Origin of the sequence: Microbacterium sp. HD4P20 (genome assembly GCF_019449275.2) — a bacterium.
Taxonomy (GTDB): Bacteria; Actinomycetota; Actinomycetes; order Actinomycetales; family Microbacteriaceae; genus Microbacterium.
In genome coordinates, this window is sequence record NZ_JAHZQZ020000016.1 from 20,842 (window position 1) to 39,379 (window position 18,538).

The window sequence follows — 18,538 nt, forward strand, 5'->3', positions numbered from 1 at the left end:
ATCAGTCACTTCAGTAGCGGTCGGGTGCCGGGGGCTCGACGTAGGGCAGCACCGTGCCGGCCGTCGAATTCCACGCTTCTTCGTAGCGGCCGTCCTCGTAGGACTCTTCCAGCACGTCGTTGATCCACATGCGGAAGTCGGTGTCGTCCAGTGCCAGCCCGATGCCGTACGGCTCGTCCGTGAACGGCTCGCCCACGACCTTGAACTCGCCCTCGGTCTGCGCGGCGAGACCCGCGAGGATGACGTTGTCGGTCGAGACGGCGACGACGGCGCCGCTGCGCAGCGGCTCGAGGCAGTTCGAGTAGGTGTCGGTGAGAACCGGCTCGGCACCGATCTCGGCGAGCTTGGCCGCGGGGGTGGAGCCGGTCACCGAGCAGACGGGCTGCCCGACGAGGTCTTCCTCGCTCTGGATGTCCTCGTTGTCGGCGAGCACGAGGATCGACTGGCCCGCCATGTAGTACGGACCGGCGAAGGAGACGACCTCCTTGCGCTTGTCGTTGATCGTGTAGGTGGCGATGACGAGGTCGACCTCGCCGTTCTCGATGAACGGCTCGCGGTTGGCCGAGACCGCCTCTTTCCACTCGATGTCTTCTTCGGCGATGCCGAGTTCGGACGCGATGATCTTGCCGATCTCGACGTCGAAACCCTCCGGCACGCCCGACGGACCCATCAGGCCGAACAGCGGCTGGTCGAACTTCGTGCCGATCGTGATGGATCCCGCTTCGTTGAGCTCGGCCATGGTGGTGCCCTCTTCGAAGGTCACCTCTTCGGGCTCGGGGCCCGTCGTCTCCTCGCCGCCCGGCGTGCCGCCGGTGGCGCACGCCGACAGCGCGAGCGCGCCGGCTGCGGCCAGCGCGATCAACGGAAGTCGCATTCGCTTCATTGTCTTCGTCCTTTGCTGTGGCGGACCGTTCGTGACGGTCCTCTCGGTTTCCGGCCACTGGGAGGCGGCCGAAACGGTTCAGTGCTCGAGGATCTTGGACAGGAAGTCCTGAGCCCTCTCGCTCTGCGGGTTCGTGAAGAACTGCTCGGGCGTGGCCTCTTCGACGATCGCGCCGTCGGCCATGAACAGCACGCGGTCGGCGGCTTTGCGCGCGAAGCCCATCTCGTGCGTGACCACGATCATCGTCATGCCATCGGCGGCGAGGCCGATCATGACGTCGAGCACCTCGTTGATCATCTCGGGGTCGAGCGCGCTCGTCGGCTCGTCCATCAGGATCAGCTTGGGATCCATCGCCAGCGAGCGCGCGATCGCGACGCGCTGCTGCTGACCGCCCGAGAGCTGGTTCGGCATCTTCTTTGCCTGATTGGCGACGCCGACGCGGTCGAGCAGCTGCATCGCCTTCTCATCGGCATCCTTCTTCTTCATGCCGCGCACCTTGATCGGTCCGAGGGTGACGTTCTCGAGCACCGTCTTGTGGGCGAAGAGGTTGAAGGACTGGAACACCATGCCGACATCGGCGCGCAGGTGCGCGAGCGCCTTTCCTTCTTCGGGGAGCTTCGCACCATCGATCGAGATGGTGCCCGAGTCGATGGTCTCCAGCCGGTTGATAGCGCGGCACAGCGTCGACTTACCGGAGCCGGAAGGACCGATGACGACGACCACCTCGCCGCGATTGACCACGGTGTTGATGTCTTTCAACACGTGGAGGTCGCCGAAGTGCTTGTCGACGTGGTCGATGACGACCAGTGGTTCGCCGCGCCGCACCGAGATGTTCGAGGTCCGCGGCGCCGGCGCCGGGGCTTCAGGTGTCACCATGCCTTCACCCTAGGGGCGCGGTCTCACCCGGGGCCACCGGGCGCGCGACCCTTTACCGATCTGTAACAGCACCGGAATGCAGCGCGTCACCCGGCCGCGCGCTGCGCGAAGGCCGTCTCGTACAGGCAGACGCTCGCCGCGGTCGCGAGATTGAGCGACTCGGCGGCGCCGAAGATGGGCAGCCGCAGCGACAGGTCGGCCATCGCGAGCGCCTCGTCGTCGAGTCCCCGGGCCTCGTTCCCGAAAACCCACGCCGTCGGCTCGGCGAGGATGGAGCGCGACGCGAGGAAGTCGCCTCCCCCGACGTCGGCCGCGATCACGCGCACACCGGCGGCATGTGCCCGCTCGACGGCCGTCGCAAGCTCCACACCGACCGCGATCGGCAGGTGGAACAGCGACCCGGTCGTGGCGCGCACGACCTTGGGGTTGTAGGGGTCGACGGTGCGCCCGGTGAGCACGACGGCGTCGGCGCCCGCGGCATCCGCCGCCCTGATGATGGTGCCGAGGTTGCCCGGATCTCGCACTTCCTCGCAGATCGCGACGAGCCGGGGCGAGGCCGCGAAGACGTCGCGCACCGACGTGGGCGACTGCCGCGCGACGGCGACGATGCCCTGCGGAGTGACGGTGTCGGCCATCGAATCGAGCACCGCCTCGGTCGTGAAGACGACTTCGATGCCGGCATCCTTCGCCGCTTCCCTCACATCGGTGTGCTTCTCGAGAGCGCTGGGCGTCGCGAACAACTCGACGAGGGTGTCGGGACGGTAGGCCAGCGCCTCACGTGCGGCCTGCGGACCTTCGAGAAGGAACAGCCCCGTCTCCTGACGGGCGCTGCGCTTGGTCAGCTTCGCGACGGCGCGAACGCGCGGAGAGCGAGGGTTCTCGAGCACGGCACTCAGTCTAGGGCGGCCGCATCCGCGTTTCGTCTCGCTTCGCTCGCTCAATGACCGACACACGAAAGGGCGCCCTCCGTGTGGAGGGCGCCCTTTCGATGACGGATGCCTGTATCAGGCGCTCTTGGGAGCGTTGACGTTCTCGGGCAGTGCCTTCTTCGCCGTCTGCACCAGCGACGTGAACGTGGCGGGCTCGTTCACCGCGAGCTCGGCCAGCATGCGACGGTCGACCTGCACACCGGCGAGGCCGAGACCCTGGATGAAGCGGTTGTACGTGATGCCGTTCTGGCGGGCAGCGGCGTTGATGCGCTGGATCCACAGACGACGGAAGTCGCCCTTGCGCTTGCGGCGGTCGCGGTACGCGTAGACGAGCGAGTGGGTGACCTGCTCCTTCGCCTTGCGGTACAGACGCGAACGCTGACCCCGGTAACCGGAGGCGCGCTCGAGGATGACGCGACGCTTCTTGTGGGCGTTGACGGCCCGCTTGACTCTAGCCATTTCGTGTGATTCCTATCGTGCGTCGGGCGCTCAGCGACCGAGGAGCTTCTTGGCGACCTTGGCGTCGCCCGGGGCGAGGACCTGCTCCTGGGAGAGGCGGCGGGTGCGGCGCGACGACTTGCCCTCGAAGTTGTGGCGAAGGTTCGCCTGCTGCTTCATGAGCTTTCCGCTGCCCGTGACCTTGAAGCGCTTCTTGGCGCCCGAGTGGGTCTTCTGCTTCGGCATCTGTTCATTCCTTCGTTTCACTTCCCGCGCGGGCGGGAGTCGGATCCCGCAGTGCGGGAGTCTGTGGGGGCGCTACTCGGCCGGGGCCGATTCGGCCTCGTCGGCCGATGCGCCGGTGCGCGCCGAGCGAGCTGCCTCCTTGTTGGCGGCACGCTGCGCGTTCTGCTCGGTCTTCACCTCGGACTTGTTCTTGTGCGGTGCGACGACCATCACCATGTTGCGGCCGTCAATCGTCGGATTCGATTCGACGGTGCCGAACTCTGCGACGTCCTCGGCGAACTTGCGGAGAAGGCGCACGCCCTGCTCGGGACGCGACTGCTCGCGACCGCGGAACAGGATCATCGCCTTGACCTTGTCGCCCGACTGCAGGAAGCCTTCGGCGCGCTTGAGCTTGGTGATGTAATCGTGGGCTTCGATCTTCAGACGGAACCGGACCTCCTTGAGGACGGTGTTCGCCTGATTGCGACGCGCTTCCTTGGCCTTCTGCGCAGCCTCGTACTTGAACTTGCCGTAGTCCATGATCTTGACCACGGGGGGCTTCGAGTTCGGGGCCACCTCGACGAGATCGAGGTCGGCTTCCTGAGCCAGGCGCAGCGCCACCTCGATGCGGACGACGCCGACCTGCTCTCCGTTGGGGCCGACGAGGCGTACCTCGGGCACCCGGATGCGGTCGTTGGTGCGGGGATCGCTGATGCGGAACTCCTTCGTGCGGGTGATGACACCGCGACACGGATTGCGTCGCGGGCGGAGGAAGATCCACTCCACCCGTCAGGACGCTTCGAGACCCGACTTCTGGCACCCTGGTTCCCGCCCGATCCTCAGGCGACTACCCCGGCCGCAGGCGGTCGGGGCGGAGTGCATGACCCGGTAGCCTGGAACGGCGAGCGCGGGTGGGATGTGATCCACTTTCCGATCCGGCGCATGACGCACCGGAGACCAGAGAAGTTTAGCAGAGAGTACGGCGTGGACACGATTCGAGACCAGGACGGCCAGGCGAGCGGAGAGGCGGAGCAGGCGGATGCCGAGCGCCAGGCTCGCTGGGAAGAGCGCGACCGGGCCGCGGCATCCGCGTCGCGCGACATCGCGGACGTCCCCGCCGTCGAGGTGATCACCACCACCGCGGTGCACCTGCTCAGCGCGGCGGCCGTGAAGGTCGGGCTCGCAGACGATCCCGCGACGCAGACCGATCTCGACGAGGCGCGCAAGCTCATCAACGCGCTGGCCGGCCTCATCACCGCGGGGGCCCCCGAGATCAGCGACATGCACGCCCGTTCACTGCGCGACGGCCTCCGGTCGGTGCAGCTGGCATTCCGCGAGGCATCCGTCATCCCCGACCCGATCGGCAAGGGTCCCGGCGAGAAGTGGACCGGCCCGGTCAACTGATCCCGACGGCGGCGGCGCCCCGGGCCACCGCGTCGACCGTGCGTCGCACGGCATCGCCGTCGGTGCGGAAATTGCTCACGGCGAAGCGGACGACGGTGCGACCGCGCCACGTCGACGAGGACGCCCACACCGTCCCCTCCTGACGCAGCCACTCCCCCAGCGCGGCCGTCGCGCGGTCATCGCCGGAGGCGAGACAGACTTGCGTGAACACCACGTCGTTGAGAACCTCCAGACCGGGAATCTCGCGGAAGCCGGCGGCGAGTGCGGATGCCGCTTGCGCGAGCCCCTCGATCAGCCCGGCCACTCCGTCGCGTCCCAGCGATCGCAGCGCCGCCCACACCGGGACTCCCCGCGCACGGCGCGAGAGTTCGGGGACGCGGTCGTAGGGATCCGCGATGCTCGCCATCTCTGGCAGGTACGCGGCGTGCGCGCCGAGGGATGCGGTCATGGCGGCCTCGTCGCGCACGATCGCGATGCCGCAGTCGTATGGCACATTGAGGGTCTTGTGCGCGTCGGTCGCCCACGAATCGGCGAACTCCACCCCGGTGACCAGGTGACGAAGATTCGGACTGGCGGCGGCCCACAGGCCGAACGCGCCGTCCACATGCACCCACGCGTCCGCCGCACGGGCCACCTCGATGGCGGTTGCGAACTCGTCGAACGCGCCGGAGTGGACGTCACCGGCCTGCAGGGCGACCACGGTCGGGGCCTCGTCGTCGGCGAGAGCTCGCGCCAGCCCTGCCACGTCGATGCGCCCCTGGCCGTCCGCCCCGACGGTGCGCGGTGCGCCGAGACCGGCGATCCGGCCGGCGAGCACGACAGAGGTGTGCACCGCGCCACCGGCGAGGAAGCGGATGCCGCCCGAACGCGTCAGCCCGTCGGCGGGATCGTGACCGCGCCGACGGAGCACCGCGTCGCGCGCGACCACCAGGCACGAAAGGTTCGCGCTCGTCGCTCCCGTCGCGAAGCCCACGCCGCTGTCTTGCGGAAGACCCAGCAGGTCCAGCAGCCACCGGGCGGCGACCTCTTCGACGGCCGCGGTGGCCGGTGTGGTCTGGCGCGATCCGGTGTTCTGGTCCCAGGCCGAGACGAGCCAGTCCGCGCCGAGGGCTGCGGGATACGCGCCGCCGATGACGAACCCGTAGAAGCGCGGCGACCCCATGGCCATGAGCCCCGGTTCGCACGCGTCGGCGAGCTCCCGAAGGACGCTTTCGGCATCCGTCCCCTCGTCGCCGAGCGGGTGATCCAGCCGATCGAGGACGCCGTCGACGTCGATCTCGGGCCGGATGGGTCGCTCGTCGAGGGATTCCAGCCAGCCCAGCGCGCGGTCATGGGCGACCTCGAGAGTCCGCCGGTACTGCTCTTGCCTATCGTCGTGCGTGCCATCGCCCATCGAGCCACCTCCGCCGTGCCGATCATCCGCCTACGAAGCCACCGGCCACAAGAGGCGGGCGCTGTTCGTGCTGTCAGCTCGCCCGGACGAGCTTGACCTGAAGCGAATCGACCAGCACCGCAATGCGATCGTCCGACGCCCAGCGCCTGGCCAATCGCGTCAGCACGGCGTCGAGCTCTTCCTGCTCGAGGCCGTGGATCAGCTGCAGCCGGACGACCAGCTCCGGTCCGCGCAGACGCGCATCCGGATCACCGGGCTCCACCGAGAGATCTATCACCGCCAGCTCTCCCCCGACGCTCTCGTTCAGACCCGCGACCACGTCCGGGGACGAGAAGCTCGGCTCCCAGTCATGCCCCTGTCCGATCGCCCAGACCGCGGGGCGCCGCAAGACGAACTCGGTGGGAGAACCCGGGTCGATCACGATGAGATCGGTCTCGTCGGCGGCCGCCGCCAGGGCCGTGCGGACCCCGTCGGCCGGGACCGGCCGCGCTGCGGCATCCCACCGTCCCATCGCCTCGACCGAAGTGAACACCGGAAGCACACGACGACCGTCGGGTGCCGCGACGGTCACGATGGACAACTCCTGAGTCTTGTCGACGGGCAGCCCGTGCGCGCCGACGCCCTCATCGCCCTTCGCCGCCATGAGCGGGATGAGCAGGCGCGCGGTCCGGTAGGCGTCGACGACTTGCTGCTGACTGCCCGCGCCGTCCCGGAAGGCCGTCAGCGCCGCGAGCAGCGCGGGATCGGCCGAGCCGTCGTCCGCGGTATGCGGATTGGCGTGGAAGCTGCGCCCCGCCCAGGGCACTCCTGCCGAATCGGCGGAATAGTCGGCGTGCGGGTCAGTATCCGGCGACATCCAGGGCCTCGGCGAGCGTGAACGCGCCGGCGTAGAGGGCCTTGCCCACGATCGCCCCCTCCACGCCCAGCGGCACGAGGTCGCGCAGCGCGATGATGTCGTCCAGGTTCGACACGCCGCCCGACGCCACGATCGGCTTCGGCGTGCGCGTGGTCAGCTCGCGCAGCAGGTCGAGGTTCGGACCTTTGAGCGTGCCGTCCTTCGTGACGTCGGTGACCACGTACCGGCTGCATCCCGCCGCCTCGAGCCGGGCCAGCACCGTCCACAGATCACCGCCCTCGCGAGTCCAGCCGCGAGCGGCCAGCGTGGTGCCGCGCACATCGAGCCCGACCGCGATGACGTCGCCGTAGCGCCCGATGACATCCGCCGCCCACTCGGGGTTCTCGAGGGCCGCGGTTCCGAGATTGATGCGGGCCGCGCCGCTCTCGAGGGCGGCCTCGAGCGTGCGGTCGTCGCGGATGCCGCCGGACAGCTCGACCTGAACGCCGCGCACCTGCTTGATCACCTTGCGCAGCACGCTCGTGTTGCTGCCTCGTCCGAACGCCGCGTCGAGATCGACGAGGTGGATCCATTCGGCACCCTGACGCGCGAAGTCGAGCGCAGCGTCGACGGGATCGCCGTAGTTGGTCTCGGTGCCCGCCTCCCCCTGGGTGAGGCGCACCGCCTTGCCGTCGGCGACGTCGACGGCAGGCAGGAGGACGAGCTTGGGGGTGGACGCGAAATCGTTCATGGCTCCTCGTGCGGGACAGTCACGAGAGCATGCGCTCCCGCGGACGGCACGATCTCAGAGAGTAGCCCCGCCGAGCCCTTCGAGCCAATTGGAGAGCAGCCGGATGCCGGCTGCCCCTGATTTCTCGGGGTGGAACTGCGTCGCCGACAGCGGTCCGTTCTCGACGGCGGCGAGGAAAGGAACGCCGTACGTGCACCAGGTGAGCGCCGGCTGCGGGAAGGGCGGCTGAACGTCCAGCAGCCAGTTCTGCACCGCGAAGGAATGAACGAAGTAGAACCGCTCCTGCTCGAGACCGCGGAACAGCCGTGAGCCCGCGCCCGCCTCGACGGTGTTCCAGCCCATGTGCGGCAGGACCGGCGCATCGAGTTCGGTGACGACACCCGGCCACTGTCCGAGTCCTTCGGTGTCGACGCCCCGTTCGACGCCGCGCTCGAAGAACACCTGCATGCCGACGCAGATGCCGAGGACGGGGCGATCGCCCGCCAGACGTCGCTCGATGAGCTCGTCCCCGCGGCTCGCGCGCAGCGCCTCGGCGACGGCGCGGAACGCACCGACCCCGGGCACGACGAGGCCGTCGGCCTCCTGGACGAGAGCCCGGTCGCTGGTGAGGCGAGCGTCGGCGCCGGCGGCCACGAGGGCCTTGACAGCGGAGTGGACGTTGCCGGAGCCGTAGTCGAGGACGGCCACGAGCGGCCGAACGCCCTCCGTCACAGTGCACCCTTCGTGCTCGGGATGCCGTCCACGAGCGGGTCGAGCGCCTTGGCCTGCCGGAACGCGCGAGCGAACGCCTTGTACTGCGCCTCAGCGATGTGGTGCGGATCGCGGCCCGACAGCACGCGAACGTGAACCGTGAGTGCCGCGTTGAAGGCCACCGCCTCGAACGTGTGCCGCACCAACGATCCGGTGAAGTGCCCTCCGATGAGGTGGTGCTCGAACCCGGCCGGCTCGCCCTCGTGCACCAAGTAGGGGCGCCCGCTGATGTCCACGACGGCCTGCGCGAGTGCCTCGTCCAGCGGCACCAGGGCATCGCCGTACCGAGAGATGCCCGCTTTGTCGCCGAGCGCCTCGCGGATGGCCTGCCCGAGCACGATGGAGATGTCTTCGACCGTGTGGTGGGCGTCGATGTCGGTATCGCCCGACGCGCGCACCGTCAGGTCGGTGAGCGAGTGCTTCGCGAACGCGGTCAGCATGTGGTCGAAGAACGGTACGGTCGTGTCGATGCGACTGCGACCGGTGCCGTCGAGGTCGAGCTCGAGCTCGACGGTGGACTCGCTCGTGGCGCGCCGCAACGACGCCGTCCGTTGTGCTGCGCTCATGGGGCCGATCCTACCGACGCGAGGGCGTCGAGGAACGCCGTCGTCTCGTCCTCGGTACCCGCTGTGACCCGCAGGTGGTGGGCGATGCCGACGTCCCGGATGAGGACACCCGCGTCGTAGAGGGAGTTCCACGTCTGCGTCGGATCCGCAACCCCGCCGAACAGGACGAAGTTCGACCACGATTCGTGCGCCGTGTAGCCGAGGGCCTCCACCGTTGCCGAGATGCGGTCCCGCTGGGCCACGATCTCGTCGACCATCCCCAGCATCGTCGGCGCGTGGCGGAGAGCCGCCGTCGCAGCCGCCTGGGTGAGCGCGCTCAGGTGGTAGGGCAACCGCACCAGGCGCAGCGCGTCGATCAACGCGGGATCGGCCGCGAGGTATCCGACACGGGCGCCGGCGAAGGCGAAGGCCTTGCTCATGGTGCGCGAGACCACCAGACGTTCCCGTCCGCCCAGCAGCGTCAACGCGGAACGCTCGTCTCGCGGCGCGAACTCGTGGTAGGCCTCGTCCACGATCACGATGCCGTCAGTGGCCTCGTACACCGCTTCGACGACGTCCAGCCCCAGCGGTGTGCCCGTGGGGTTGTTGGGCGAGCACAGGAAGACGACATCCGGTGCCGCCTCGCTCACCTGCGACGCGGCATCGTCGGGTGCGAGCGTGAAGTCGGCGGCGCGCGTGCCCGCGGTCCAGGTGGCGCCCGTGCCGCGGGTCAGCAGCGGGTACATCGAGTACGTGGGGCCGAATCCGAAGGCGGTCCTGCCCGGGCCCGCGAACGCCTGCAGCAGATGCTGCAACACCTCGTTCGATCCGTTGGCGGCCCAGAGCTGCTCACGCGTGAGCCCATGCCCGAGATAGTCGGCGAAGCCCTCGCGCAAAGCGGTGAACTCCCGGTCGGGGTAGCGGTTGACGTCACGGAGTGCGAGCGCGATCGAGTCGAGGATGTCGTCTGCGACCTCCTGCGGCACGGGATGCGTGTTCTCGTTGACGTTCAGCGCCACCGGTAGCGGCGCTTGTGGAGCGCCATAGGGCGTCTGCCCGACCAGGTCGGGGCGCAGAGGAAGGTCTTCGAGGCGTGCAGTCACCTCTCCCATGCTACGGGCGGCGCCTCGACAGTCGCGCCGCATGACGGCAGGGCGATCTCACCGCGACGGCGCGTACTCCGCGGGGATCGACAGGCTCTGACCCACGCGGACCGTCACATCGTCCAGCGCGTTCAGACGCACGATCCCGTCGACGACGTCGCGCGGGTCGTGACCGGGCGCGACCTCCTCGGCGATCGACCAGAGGGACTCGCCGGTCCCGACACTCACGGTCGTGAAAGAGCCCGCAGGGGCGCCCGAGTCGCGCGTGGCCAGAGCCGTTCCGCCGCCGATGACAGCAACGCTCAGCGCCACAACGGCGGGAAGCGCCGCCAGCGCGGCCATGACGCGGCGACCGCGCACGGTCAGCCGCATGCGTGTGGCACGACGAACGGCGTGGTCCGCCGCGCGCGCCGGCGACGGGAGAGTGGGCGACGAGATGCCGATCGCGGTCATTTCTACTCCTCCTGTGGCGAGAGATTCGCATCCACCACTCGGCCGGGAGCGGCGGATGCGAACCTCTCTTCCGAAGCTATCTTCGAGCTTGTAGGATGTCAAGTGACGAAATCGTGCGTGGTCTATCGAACGCGACACGCGGCAGAGGTGCTGCGGAAGCGGACGAATTGCGGATACGGTTTCGATACGAGAACCCCACCACGGGCCTCCGACATTCGAAGAAACTGCGCTCGGCGGCCGAGTGCGAGACGGGAGCCGGAACATGAGCGACGCGATCGGACGGGACAAACCCCAGACGCGGCGACGGAAGAGCCTCAGCGACAAGCAGATGGCGATCCTCGAGGTCATCCAGCGCTCGATCGCGCGGCATGGCTATCCGCCGAGCATGCGCGAGATCGGCGACGCGGTCGGACTCAAGTCGCTCTCCAGCGTCACTCATCAGCTGAATCAGCTCGAGCTGAGCGGCTATCTGCGACGCGACGCCGGCAAGACCCGCGCCATGGAGGTCCTCATCGATCTGCCGGGAACGGCGACCGAGAGCCCGGCCGACAGTGGCCCCGCCGTCGGTGACGCGGCGTTGGTCCCCCTGGTGGGACGGATCGCGGCGGGCGTGCCGATCACCGCCGATCAGCAGGTCGAAGAGATCTTTCCGCTCCCCCGCCAGCTCGTCGGCAAGGGCGAGCTGTTCATGCTCCGGGTATCGGGCGAGTCCATGATCGACGCCGCGATCTGCGACGGCGACTGGGTGGTCGCCCGCGCACAAGCCACGGCCGAGAACGGCGACATCGTCGCCGCCATGCTCGACGGCGAGGCGACGGTCAAGACCTTCCGCCAGCGGGACGGCCACACCTGGCTGCTCCCCCGGAACTCGGCGTTCGAGCCGATCCTCGGCGACGAGGCCACCGTGCTGGGCAAGATCGTCGCGGTGCTGCGCGCCGTCTGACACATCGCGCGCGGATTGCCGCTCCCCCTCGGTGATGTCGCGAGGGCCGCGTTTCCGACAGAATGACGCCATGACCGACAGCGGCATCGCCACGTCAGACACGCAGATCCTCACCGAACGGATCCGAGAGCTCGAGTCCGAGAACGCCCGGCTGACCGCGGTGTCCGCCACTCGCGATCGTCCGGCGGGTGGACGGTGGCGTGCCGTGGTGTCGGCGATCTGCATCGTCGTCGCAGCGATCCTCGTGCCGGTGTCCATCGTGGGGGCGTGGGCACGCGTGCAGCTCGTCGAGGAAGAGGCCTTCGTCGCCACCCTCGCGCCGCTCGTCGACGATCCTGCCGTTCAGGCCATGATCATCGACGAGTCGATGGAGGCGATCACCGCTCAGGTCGACTTCGACGAGGTCACGGCCCGCGTCTTCGACGGCATCGCAGAGCTCGGCCTGCCGCCCCGTGCCGCCGACGCCCTCCAGCTGCTGCAGGCTCCCGCGGCGAACGGACTTGAGAGCCTCGTCGCCACGACGGTCACGCGGGTCGTCGAATCGGAGGCCTTCGCTGACGTGTGGGGCACAACCACACGCGCCGCCCACCGTGCGCTGACCCTCGCGGCCACCTCCGACGGCGGCGGGCTGGTCGTCCGCACGGATGACGGCGTGGGGATCCAGCTCGGCGCGATCGTCGAGCGCGTCAAGCAGAACCTCCTGGACCGGGGCTTCGGCGCGGCACAGCTGATCCCCGAGGTCGACCGCGTGGTCATCCTCGGCGAGGGGAACAACCTCGCCATGATCCGCGCCGGATACGCGGTAGCGGCGACTCTCGGCTGGTGGCTGCCGTTTGTGACGCTGGGTCTGTTCGGGCTCGGCATTCTGGTAGCCCGCCGCCGCAGCACCGCGATCCTCGGCACTGGCCTGGGCTTCGCGATCGGGGGCGGTGCGCTGGCTGCGAGCCTCGGGATCGGCTCCACAGCGGTCGGGATCGCCGCCGGTGACCTCGGCCTGTCACCATCAGCGCTCGATGTGATCTACGGACGCCTGGTCGACGGGATGACGCAGACGGCACTCGTGCTGGCGCTGCTGGGGGTCTTCATCGCGGTGCTGGGATGGGTGATGGGCGGCTGGGGCGCCGCTCGCGGCCTACGGGCGGCCGTCAGCGGTCTCAACTCGGCGGCGCGGCGGCAGCTCGCCGCGCGCGGGGTGGACACCGGCGGCTTCGGCGGCTGGCTCGCTCGCCAGAAGGTCCTCGTGCGTACGATCATCGCCGTTCTCGCGGTGGTGTGGCTGTTCGCCCTCCGGCCCTTGTCGGTCGGCGACATCGTCCTGGTGTTCGTCGTGGCCTTCGTGGTGGCCTGGATCCTCGAGCTGCTCCAGCGCCGCGACGGAGAGAGAGTCGCCGCCGAGACGGCGGACGTGCCGGTGGAGGATGCCGCAGCCGATGTGGCCCCGGCATCCTCCACGCCTTCATCTGCCTCCGAGAAGGCTTAGACCCGCGCGGCGGCGGCGGCGCGTACTGCCTGGGTCGCCTGGACGAGGTGGCGTAGGGATGCGACGGTCTCGGTGTATCCGCGCGTCTTGAGGCCGCAGTCGGGGTTGACCCACACCCGCCGCAACGGCAGTTCGGCGACGGCGCGCTCGAGCAGCTCGGTCACCTCGCCGACGGACGGCACACGCGGCGAATGGATGTCCCAGACACCGGGCCCTACGGCGAGCGAGAAGCCGGAGGACGCGATGTCGCCGATCACCTCGCCGCGGCTGCGCGCCGCCTCGATCGACGTGACGTCCGCATCGAGCGCCGCGATCGCATCGATCACGACGTCGAACTCGGAGTAGCACAGGTGCGTGTGCACCTGCGTCGCGGGCGCAGCGCCGGCCGTCGCGAGACGGAACGAGCGCACCGACCATTCCAGGTACTCCCGCTGGTCGGCGCGCTTGAGGGGCAGCAGCTCTCGCAGTGCGGGCTCATCGACCTGGATCACGCGGATTCCCGCCCGTTCCAGGTCCGCCACCTCATCGCGCAGAGCCAACGCGACCTGGTCGGCCGTCTCCCGCAGGGGCTGATCGTCGCGCACGTACGACCACGCCAGGATGGTCACGGGCCCGGTGAGCATGCCCTTCATCGGCTTGTCGGTGAGCGACTGGGCGAACGTCGACCACCCGACGGTGATCGGCGCCGGGCGCGACACGTCGCCCCACAGGATCGACGGACGCGTCGCGCGTGAACCGTAGGACTGCACCCAGCCGTTGCGGGTGACGGCGAAGCCCTCCAGATTCTCCGCGAAGTACTGCACCATGTCGTTGCGCTCCGGCTCGCCGTGCACGAGCACGTCCAGGCCGATGTCCTCCTGCAGCGCCACAACCCGCGCGATCTCGTCCCGAAGGAAGTGCTCGTAATCCTCCGTCGAGGACTGACCTGCGACGTGACGCGCCCTCGCACGGCGGATGCCGTCGGTCTGCGGGAACGATCCGATCGTGGTCGTCGGCAGGACAGGAAGCCCGAGCGCCTCCTCCTGCGCGGCGACACGTGCCTCGTAGTCGCCGCGCTCCGCGTCGGCGGGTGTCAGGCACTCGACCCGTCCGCGGACGAGCCCGTCGCGCACACCCGGCGCGCTGCGGCGGTCGGCAAGGGCGGCGGATGCCTCCGCCAGCGGCCGCTCGATGGCCCCGCGCCCCTCGGTCAAGCCTTTCGCCAGCGTCACCACTTGCGCCGTCTTCTGGTCGGCGAAGGCGAGCCACGACGCCAACCGCGGATCCAAGTCGGGTTCGTCCTCGACATCGTGCGGCACGTGCTGCAGCGATGCCGACGTGCCCGCGGCGACCGCGGCGGCGCCGAGGGTCTGCAACGACGCGAGCGTGTGCCACGCGGACGCCACATCTCCGCGCCACACGTTGCGTCCGTCGATCACGCCACCGACGAGCGTCTTGGACTGCAGGCCTGCCGTGGCCGCTGGGACGGCGCCGCGCACGAGGTCGAGGGCAAGGGCTTCGACCGGTGCGGCGGCGAGCGCTGTCCATGCCTGCGCCGACAGCTGCGCGTACGGAGCGGCCACGAGGATGGCTGGGCGGTCCGTCGCGCCGCCGAGCACGGCGTACGCGCGCTCGGCGGCGGCCGCCAGGTCGCTCGGGGTCGCGGGCAGGCTCTCGCTGACCAGTGCGGGCTCGTCGAGTTGCACCCATGCCGCTCCTGCGGCACGCAGCGACGCGAGCAGCTCGACGTACACCGGCAGCAGGTCGTCGAGGCGGCTGAGCGGGTCGAAGCCTTCGCCCGCGGCATCCGTCGGCTTCGCCAGCGCCAGCAGGGTGACGGGTCCGACCACGACGGGCCGGACGGTGTAGTCGTCGGCATGTGCTTCAGCGACCTGACGCACGACGCGGTCGCTCGACAGCGCGAAGGTCGTCTCGGGGCCGATCTCGGGGACGAGGTAATGGTAGTTCGTGTCGAACCACTTGGTCATCTCGAGCGGGGCGTGCGGGCCGGCCCCGCGCGCCGCCGCGAAGTACGCGTCGAGCCCGATCGCGCCGTCGCCGGCGCGCAGTCCGGCGAACCGCTCCGGCAGAACACCCACCGTGACCGCGGCGTCCAGCACCGGATCGTAGAGCGAGAACGTGTCGGGGATCGACGAGTCGTGCCGCCCCAGCCCCAGTTCCGCCAGACGCTCGCGGGTGGCGCGGCGCAGGCCGGCCACGGTGTGCTCGAGCGAGGGTGCATCGAGCGCACCCGACCAGTACGCCTCGAGAGCACGCTTGAGCTCGCGCCGTCGGCCGATCCGCGGGTACCCGAGGATCGTCCCGTGCGGGAACGAGGGTCGGGGGTCGGAGTGTGTGCGGGCGTCGGTCATCGTGCGGCCTCCTTCTGGCGGGGGTGGTCGAGGATCCCAGCGTCGCGGAGGACCGCGAGCACCGTGTCGTGGCTGTTGAACGCGTACAGATGCACTCCGGGCGCGCCTCCGGCGACGACGTCGCGGGCCAGTTGCGCGGCATACGCGATGCCGACCTCGCGCTGTCCCTCCGGCGTCGGCTCGACCTCGAGCCCGATGGCCAGTTCGGCGGGGAACGGCTCGCCGGTCAGCTCGAGCACCCGTCGCAGACGTGCCGGTGCGGTGACGGGCATGATGCCCGGCAGGATCGGGATGGTCACACCCGCCTCACGGGCCCGTTGCACGAACGAGAGGTAGTCGTCGGCGTGGAAGAACAGCTGCGAGATGGCCAGGGTCGCCCCCGCCGCCTGCTTCGCCAGGAGCGCGTCCAGGTCCTCGGACGCGTAGCGCGATCGGGGATGGCCGTTGGGGAACGCGGCGACGGCGATATCGACTCGACGACGCGGTTCCACGCGGACCGCACCGGGAACGCCGGGGATCGGCGCCTCGGTGTACGGCGCGCGCTCGGCCTGCATCCGGTCGATCAGCTGCACCAGCTGCGCCGCGCCCTCGAGGTCTCCGAGGAACGCATCCTCCTCCGACAGCCCGGCAGGCGGGTCACCCCGAAGCGCGAGGAAGCTGGTGATGCCGGCATCCAGGAACTCCCTGATCAGGGCGCCGGCGCCGGCGTAGGTGTTCCCGACGCAAGTCAGGTGGGCCAAAGGCTCGACGTGCGTCTGCCGGAGGATGTGGGTGAGCAGGGCGAGCGATCGTCCACCGGTCGAACCGCCGGCGCCGTACGTGACCGAGATGAAGCGCGGATCGACGGAAGCCAGATGGCGAATGGTCTCGTGCAGCGCGGCGAAGCCGGACTCGGAGCGAGGCGGGTACACCTCGAAGGAGACGGGCACGGGCGGAGTGCGCAGATCGATCGGCATGTCGTGCTTCTCGGGATCGGGGGCGGACGGCGGCCGGGCGGCCGTGGCACCGGGCATCCGTCGGATCGGCGGATCGGTGTCACACGGGCGGGTGCCGGGCTCGGCTGTCGCTCCTGCCCGGTTCCCGATGAACGGGGCGTCCTTGCGGACTGCCGGGCGACGATTGGTCCACGGTAGCGGCGCTGCACGGCCCACTTCGTTCCTGTGTCGTACTGTTTCGCGCGTCCGCCGCGCCGAGACCGCCGGGAGCGATACCCCGATGCCCTTCCGCCGTACCGTGGAGGAATGACCGCGCACTCCCGCCCCGCACTCCCCTACGGCTCCTGGCCCTCTCCGATCGAGGCCGTCGACGTGGCGGCCGCCTCGCCTCGGCTGGAAGGTGCGCGTTTCGTGGGCGACCAGGTGTGGTGGGGCGAGACGGTGCCTGCAGAAGCCGGGCGCACCGCGGTGCGCCGGATGACGGCATCCGGAATCGTCGAGGACGTCGTCGAGGCACCCTGGAACGCGCGCTCCCGTGTACACGAGTACGGCGGCGGCTCGTGGACAGCGACGCCCGACGGTGTGCTCTTCTTCATCGAGAAGACCGACCAGCGCGTGTGGCGGCTGGATCCGGCGGAGCAGCCGAAGCCGCTGACGCCGACGGCCGGTGATGTCCGATTCGGCGGGCTCACCTGGCAGAGCGGGCGGCTGCTGGCCGTTCGCGAGGCGCACGCGCCCGCCGCGGCCCCGCGACGCGACATCGTCGAGATCCCGATGGACGGACGAGGAGCGCAGGATGCCGCCGCCGTGCGCTCCGTCGTGGCCGGCAGCGACTTCGTCGCCCACCCCGCGGTCTCACCCGACGGCACGCGCCTCGCGTGGATCGCGTGGAACCACCCCGACATGGCGTGGGACCGCGCCGAACTGCGGGTCGGGCGCCTCGAGGACGGCATCGTCAAGGAGTGGTCGACGGTGGCGGGCGGATCGAGTTCGCCCCTGCAGCCGGCGTGGCTCGACGACGAAGAGCTGCTCTACAGCGACGACCCGACCGGCCGTTGGAACCTGTGGCGCCGGCCGTCGAGCGGTCGAGCCGAGCAGCCGGTCGCCCGAGCTGACGCCGACACCGGTGGGCCGCTGTGGGTGCTCGGCACGCGATGGTTCGGCGTCCTGGACGACGGGCGCGTCGTCGCCGTCCGCACCGAGGGCTCCGACGAGCTCGTCGTGATCGCCCCGGACGGCGCCGAGCGCGTGGTCGCGGTCGAACCGGTGACACGGATGTCGATCGAGGATGTGCGTGGTTCGCGGATCCTGCTCTCGGGAGCCGGTGGCACCGGTGCCGGCCTGTGGGAGGTCGACGTCGACCTGCCGGAGGCCGCCCGCCAGGTCGTGGGCGGATCCTCCCCGTGGGGTGCCGAATGGATGCCGCGCGCCCGACCGATCACCGTGGCAGGGCCGCGCGGCCCCGTGCATTCCTTCGACTATCCGCCGACGAATCCCCACATGACCGCACCGGAGGGCGAGCGCCCCCCCTACGTGGTGTTCGTGCACGGCGGGCCCACCGACCACGTCGGTGGCGCGGCATCCGGTCGCATCGCCTACTTCACCAGCCGCGGGATCGGCGTGCTCGATGTGAACTACGGCGGCTCCAGCGGCTACGGCCGCGCATACCGCGAACGCTTGCGCGGTCAGTGGGGCGTCGTGGACGTCGACGACGTGATCGCCGCGGCCGAGGGACTGGCCGAAGCCGGGCTGGCCGATCCATCCCGCCTCGCGATCGCGGGGGGCTCGGCCGGCGGCTGGACCGTCCTGTGCGCGGTCAGCCGCCCGGGAGCGTTCGGTGCTGGTATCAGCCGCTACGGCGTCGCCGACCTGCGGCGCCTCGCCGCCGACACCCACGACTTCGAGGCGAACTACCTCGACGCGCTGGTGGGCCCCCTGCCCGAGGCCGAGGCGGTGTACATCGAGCGTTCGCCGCTGTCACACCTGGATCGGCTTCGCACGCCGCTGCTCATCGAGCAGGGGCTCGACGACCTCGTCGTCCCGCCGTCGCAGTCCGAAGCCGTGCGCGACGCCCTCGCCGCCAATGGCGTGCCGCACGCCTACCTCGCCTTCGAAGGTGAGGGACACGGGTTCCGGCGAGCCGAGACCGTGATCCGCACGCTGGAGGCGGAACTGGCATTCCTCGGGCAGATCTTCGGGTTCGAAACCCCGGGCGTCCCGGCGCTCGAACTCGATCAGCCCTGA

19 protein-coding genes are annotated in these 18,538 nt (G+C 69.8%); 4 read left to right on the plus strand and 15 right to left on the minus strand.

Annotated features, from left to right (window positions below; translation table 11 throughout):
• Positions 1–10: 10 nt before the first annotated feature.
• The 6 genes from K0817_RS11820 to infC form a co-directional block, all read right to left on the minus strand.
• The gene (locus tag K0817_RS11820; protein WP_219981722.1) at positions 11–883 is read right to left on the minus strand and encodes a glutamate ABC transporter substrate-binding protein; all 873 of its coding nucleotides are present in this window, start codon (positions 881–883) and stop codon (positions 11–13) included.
• Positions 884–961: 78 nt separating this feature from the next.
• Positions 962–1,759: an amino acid ABC transporter ATP-binding protein gene (locus K0817_RS11825; RefSeq protein WP_374209546.1), complete on the minus strand. Its 798-nt coding sequence runs from the start codon at positions 1,757–1,759 to the stop codon at positions 962–964.
• 86 nt (positions 1,760–1,845) lie between these two features.
• Positions 1,846–2,646 (minus strand): RNA methyltransferase, encoded by an 801-nt coding sequence (locus tag K0817_RS11830; protein WP_219981723.1) that lies wholly within the window; start codon positions 2,644–2,646, stop codon positions 1,846–1,848.
• Positions 2,647–2,763: 117 nt separating this feature from the next.
• Positions 2,764–3,147 carry a 50S ribosomal protein L20 gene (gene rplT, locus K0817_RS11835; protein ID WP_219981724.1) on the minus strand — a complete coding sequence of 128 codons (384 nt, stop codon included), beginning with the start codon at positions 3,145–3,147 and terminating at the stop codon, positions 2,764–2,766.
• Positions 3,148–3,177: 30 nt separating this feature from the next.
• On the minus strand, positions 3,178–3,372 hold the full coding sequence (rpmI, locus tag K0817_RS11840) for a 50S ribosomal protein L35 (RefSeq protein ID WP_018172232.1): 195 nt from the start codon (positions 3,370–3,372) through the stop codon (positions 3,178–3,180).
• 72 nt (positions 3,373–3,444) lie between these two features.
• A complete protein-coding gene (infC, locus tag K0817_RS11845; RefSeq protein WP_374209547.1) occupies positions 3,445–4,137 on the minus strand; it encodes a translation initiation factor IF-3 in 693 nt (230 codons plus the stop codon).
• Between the two features lie 198 nt (positions 4,138–4,335).
• On the opposite strand from infC, the gene K0817_RS11850 reads away from it, so the two are divergent.
• Positions 4,336–4,755 (plus strand): DUF1844 domain-containing protein, encoded by a 420-nt coding sequence (locus tag K0817_RS11850; RefSeq protein ID WP_219981725.1) that lies wholly within the window; start codon positions 4,336–4,338, stop codon positions 4,753–4,755.
• Here K0817_RS11850 and K0817_RS11855 read toward each other — a convergent pair.
• From K0817_RS11855 to K0817_RS11885, 7 genes are all read right to left on the minus strand, one after another.
• Positions 4,748–6,148 carry a pyridoxal-dependent decarboxylase gene (locus K0817_RS11855; RefSeq protein ID WP_219981726.1) on the minus strand — a complete coding sequence of 467 codons (1,401 nt, stop codon included), beginning with the start codon at positions 6,146–6,148 and terminating at the stop codon, positions 4,748–4,750. The genes K0817_RS11850 and K0817_RS11855 overlap by 8 nt on opposite strands.
• 73 nt (positions 6,149–6,221) lie before the next feature.
• Positions 6,222–7,004 carry an SseB family protein gene (locus K0817_RS11860; RefSeq protein WP_219981727.1) on the minus strand — a complete coding sequence of 261 codons (783 nt, stop codon included), beginning with the start codon at positions 7,002–7,004 and terminating at the stop codon, positions 6,222–6,224.
• The gene (gene priA, locus K0817_RS11865) at positions 6,988–7,734 is read right to left on the minus strand and encodes a bifunctional 1-(5-phosphoribosyl)-5-((5-phosphoribosylamino)methylideneamino)imidazole-4-carboxamide isomerase/phosphoribosylanthranilate isomerase PriA (RefSeq protein WP_219981728.1); all 747 of its coding nucleotides are present in this window, start codon (positions 7,732–7,734) and stop codon (positions 6,988–6,990) included. The genes K0817_RS11860 and priA overlap by 17 nt, the downstream gene beginning before the upstream one ends.
• A gap of 54 nt (positions 7,735–7,788) precedes the next feature.
• Positions 7,789–8,445, minus strand: a complete 657-nt coding sequence (gene hisH, locus K0817_RS11870) for an imidazole glycerol phosphate synthase subunit HisH (protein WP_219981729.1) — start codon at positions 8,443–8,445, stop codon at positions 7,789–7,791.
• Complete coding sequence (gene hisB / locus K0817_RS11875; protein ID WP_219981730.1) at positions 8,442–9,050, minus strand: imidazoleglycerol-phosphate dehydratase HisB; 609 nt, start codon at positions 9,048–9,050, stop codon at positions 8,442–8,444. The genes hisH and hisB overlap by 4 nt, the downstream gene beginning before the upstream one ends.
• Positions 9,047–10,141, minus strand: a complete 1,095-nt coding sequence (locus K0817_RS11880) for a histidinol-phosphate transaminase (protein ID WP_219981731.1) — start codon at positions 10,139–10,141, stop codon at positions 9,047–9,049. The genes hisB and K0817_RS11880 overlap by 4 nt, the downstream gene beginning before the upstream one ends.
• A 48-nt stretch (positions 10,142–10,189) precedes the next feature.
• The gene (locus K0817_RS11885) at positions 10,190–10,585 is read right to left on the minus strand and encodes a LysM peptidoglycan-binding domain-containing protein (RefSeq protein WP_219981732.1); all 396 of its coding nucleotides are present in this window, start codon (positions 10,583–10,585) and stop codon (positions 10,190–10,192) included.
• A gap of 262 nt (positions 10,586–10,847) precedes the next feature.
• Between K0817_RS11885 and lexA the strand changes: the two genes are divergently transcribed.
• The gene (gene lexA / locus K0817_RS11890) at positions 10,848–11,528 is read left to right on the plus strand and encodes a transcriptional repressor LexA (RefSeq protein WP_219981733.1); all 681 of its coding nucleotides are present in this window, start codon (positions 10,848–10,850) and stop codon (positions 11,526–11,528) included.
• Positions 11,529–11,598: 70 nt separating this feature from the next.
• The gene (locus K0817_RS11895; protein ID WP_219981734.1) at positions 11,599–13,008 is read left to right on the plus strand and encodes a hypothetical protein; all 1,410 of its coding nucleotides are present in this window, start codon (positions 11,599–11,601) and stop codon (positions 13,006–13,008) included.
• Here the strand turns inward: K0817_RS11895 and metE are convergent.
• Both metE and K0817_RS11905 read right to left on the minus strand, forming a co-directional pair.
• Positions 13,005–15,359: a 5-methyltetrahydropteroyltriglutamate--homocysteine S-methyltransferase gene (gene metE / locus K0817_RS11900; protein ID WP_219981735.1), complete on the minus strand. Its 2,355-nt coding sequence runs from the start codon at positions 15,357–15,359 to the stop codon at positions 13,005–13,007. The two genes, K0817_RS11895 and metE, sit on opposite strands and share 4 nt — an antisense overlap.
• The gene (locus tag K0817_RS11905; RefSeq protein WP_219981977.1) at positions 15,356–16,315 is read right to left on the minus strand and encodes a methylenetetrahydrofolate reductase; all 960 of its coding nucleotides are present in this window, start codon (positions 16,313–16,315) and stop codon (positions 15,356–15,358) included. The genes metE and K0817_RS11905 overlap by 4 nt, the downstream gene beginning before the upstream one ends.
• A gap of 285 nt (positions 16,316–16,600) precedes the next feature.
• On the opposite strand from K0817_RS11905, the gene K0817_RS11910 reads away from it, so the two are divergent.
• Complete coding sequence (locus tag K0817_RS11910) at positions 16,601–18,538, plus strand: prolyl oligopeptidase family serine peptidase (RefSeq protein WP_219981736.1); 1,938 nt, start codon at positions 16,601–16,603, stop codon at positions 18,536–18,538.

What these genes read in the sequence shown, in the direction of transcription:
- hisB (WP_219981730.1), bottom strand. Translation starts at nt 9,050, where the DNA reads ATGAGCGCAGCACAACGGACGGCGTCGTTGCGGCGCGCCACGAGCGAG.
- K0817_RS11820 (WP_219981722.1), bottom strand. Translation starts at nt 883, where the DNA reads ATGAAGCGAATGCGACTTCCGTTGATCGCGCTGGCCGCAGCCGGCGCG.
- metE (WP_219981735.1), bottom strand. Translation starts at nt 15,359, where the DNA reads ATGACCGACGCCCGCACACACTCCGACCCCCGACCCTCGTTCCCGCAC.
- rplT (WP_219981724.1), bottom strand. Translation starts at nt 3,147, where the DNA reads ATGGCTAGAGTCAAGCGGGCCGTCAACGCCCACAAGAAGCGTCGCGTC.
- lexA (WP_219981733.1), top strand. Translation starts at nt 10,848, where the DNA reads ATGAGCGACGCGATCGGACGGGACAAACCCCAGACGCGGCGACGGAAG.
- K0817_RS11860 (WP_219981727.1), bottom strand. Translation starts at nt 7,004, where the DNA reads ATGTCGCCGGATACTGACCCGCACGCCGACTATTCCGCCGATTCGGCA.
- K0817_RS11885 (WP_219981732.1), bottom strand. Translation starts at nt 10,585, where the DNA reads ATGACCGCGATCGGCATCTCGTCGCCCACTCTCCCGTCGCCGGCGCGC.
- priA (WP_219981728.1), bottom strand. Translation starts at nt 7,734, where the DNA reads ATGAACGATTTCGCGTCCACCCCCAAGCTCGTCCTCCTGCCTGCCGTC.
- K0817_RS11825 (WP_374209546.1), bottom strand. Translation starts at nt 1,759, where the DNA reads ATGGTGACACCTGAAGCCCCGGCGCCGGCGCCGCGGACCTCGAACATC.
- K0817_RS11910 (WP_219981736.1), top strand. Translation starts at nt 16,601, where the DNA reads ATGACCGCGCACTCCCGCCCCGCACTCCCCTACGGCTCCTGGCCCTCT.
- K0817_RS11905 (WP_219981977.1), bottom strand. Translation starts at nt 16,315, where the DNA reads ATGCCGATCGATCTGCGCACTCCGCCCGTGCCCGTCTCCTTCGAGGTG.
- K0817_RS11895 (WP_219981734.1), top strand. Translation starts at nt 11,599, where the DNA reads ATGACCGACAGCGGCATCGCCACGTCAGACACGCAGATCCTCACCGAA.
- K0817_RS11855 (WP_219981726.1), bottom strand. Translation starts at nt 6,148, where the DNA reads ATGGGCGATGGCACGCACGACGATAGGCAAGAGCAGTACCGGCGGACT.
- rpmI (WP_018172232.1), bottom strand. Translation starts at nt 3,372, where the DNA reads ATGCCGAAGCAGAAGACCCACTCGGGCGCCAAGAAGCGCTTCAAGGTC.
- K0817_RS11880 (WP_219981731.1), bottom strand. Translation starts at nt 10,141, where the DNA reads ATGGGAGAGGTGACTGCACGCCTCGAAGACCTTCCTCTGCGCCCCGAC.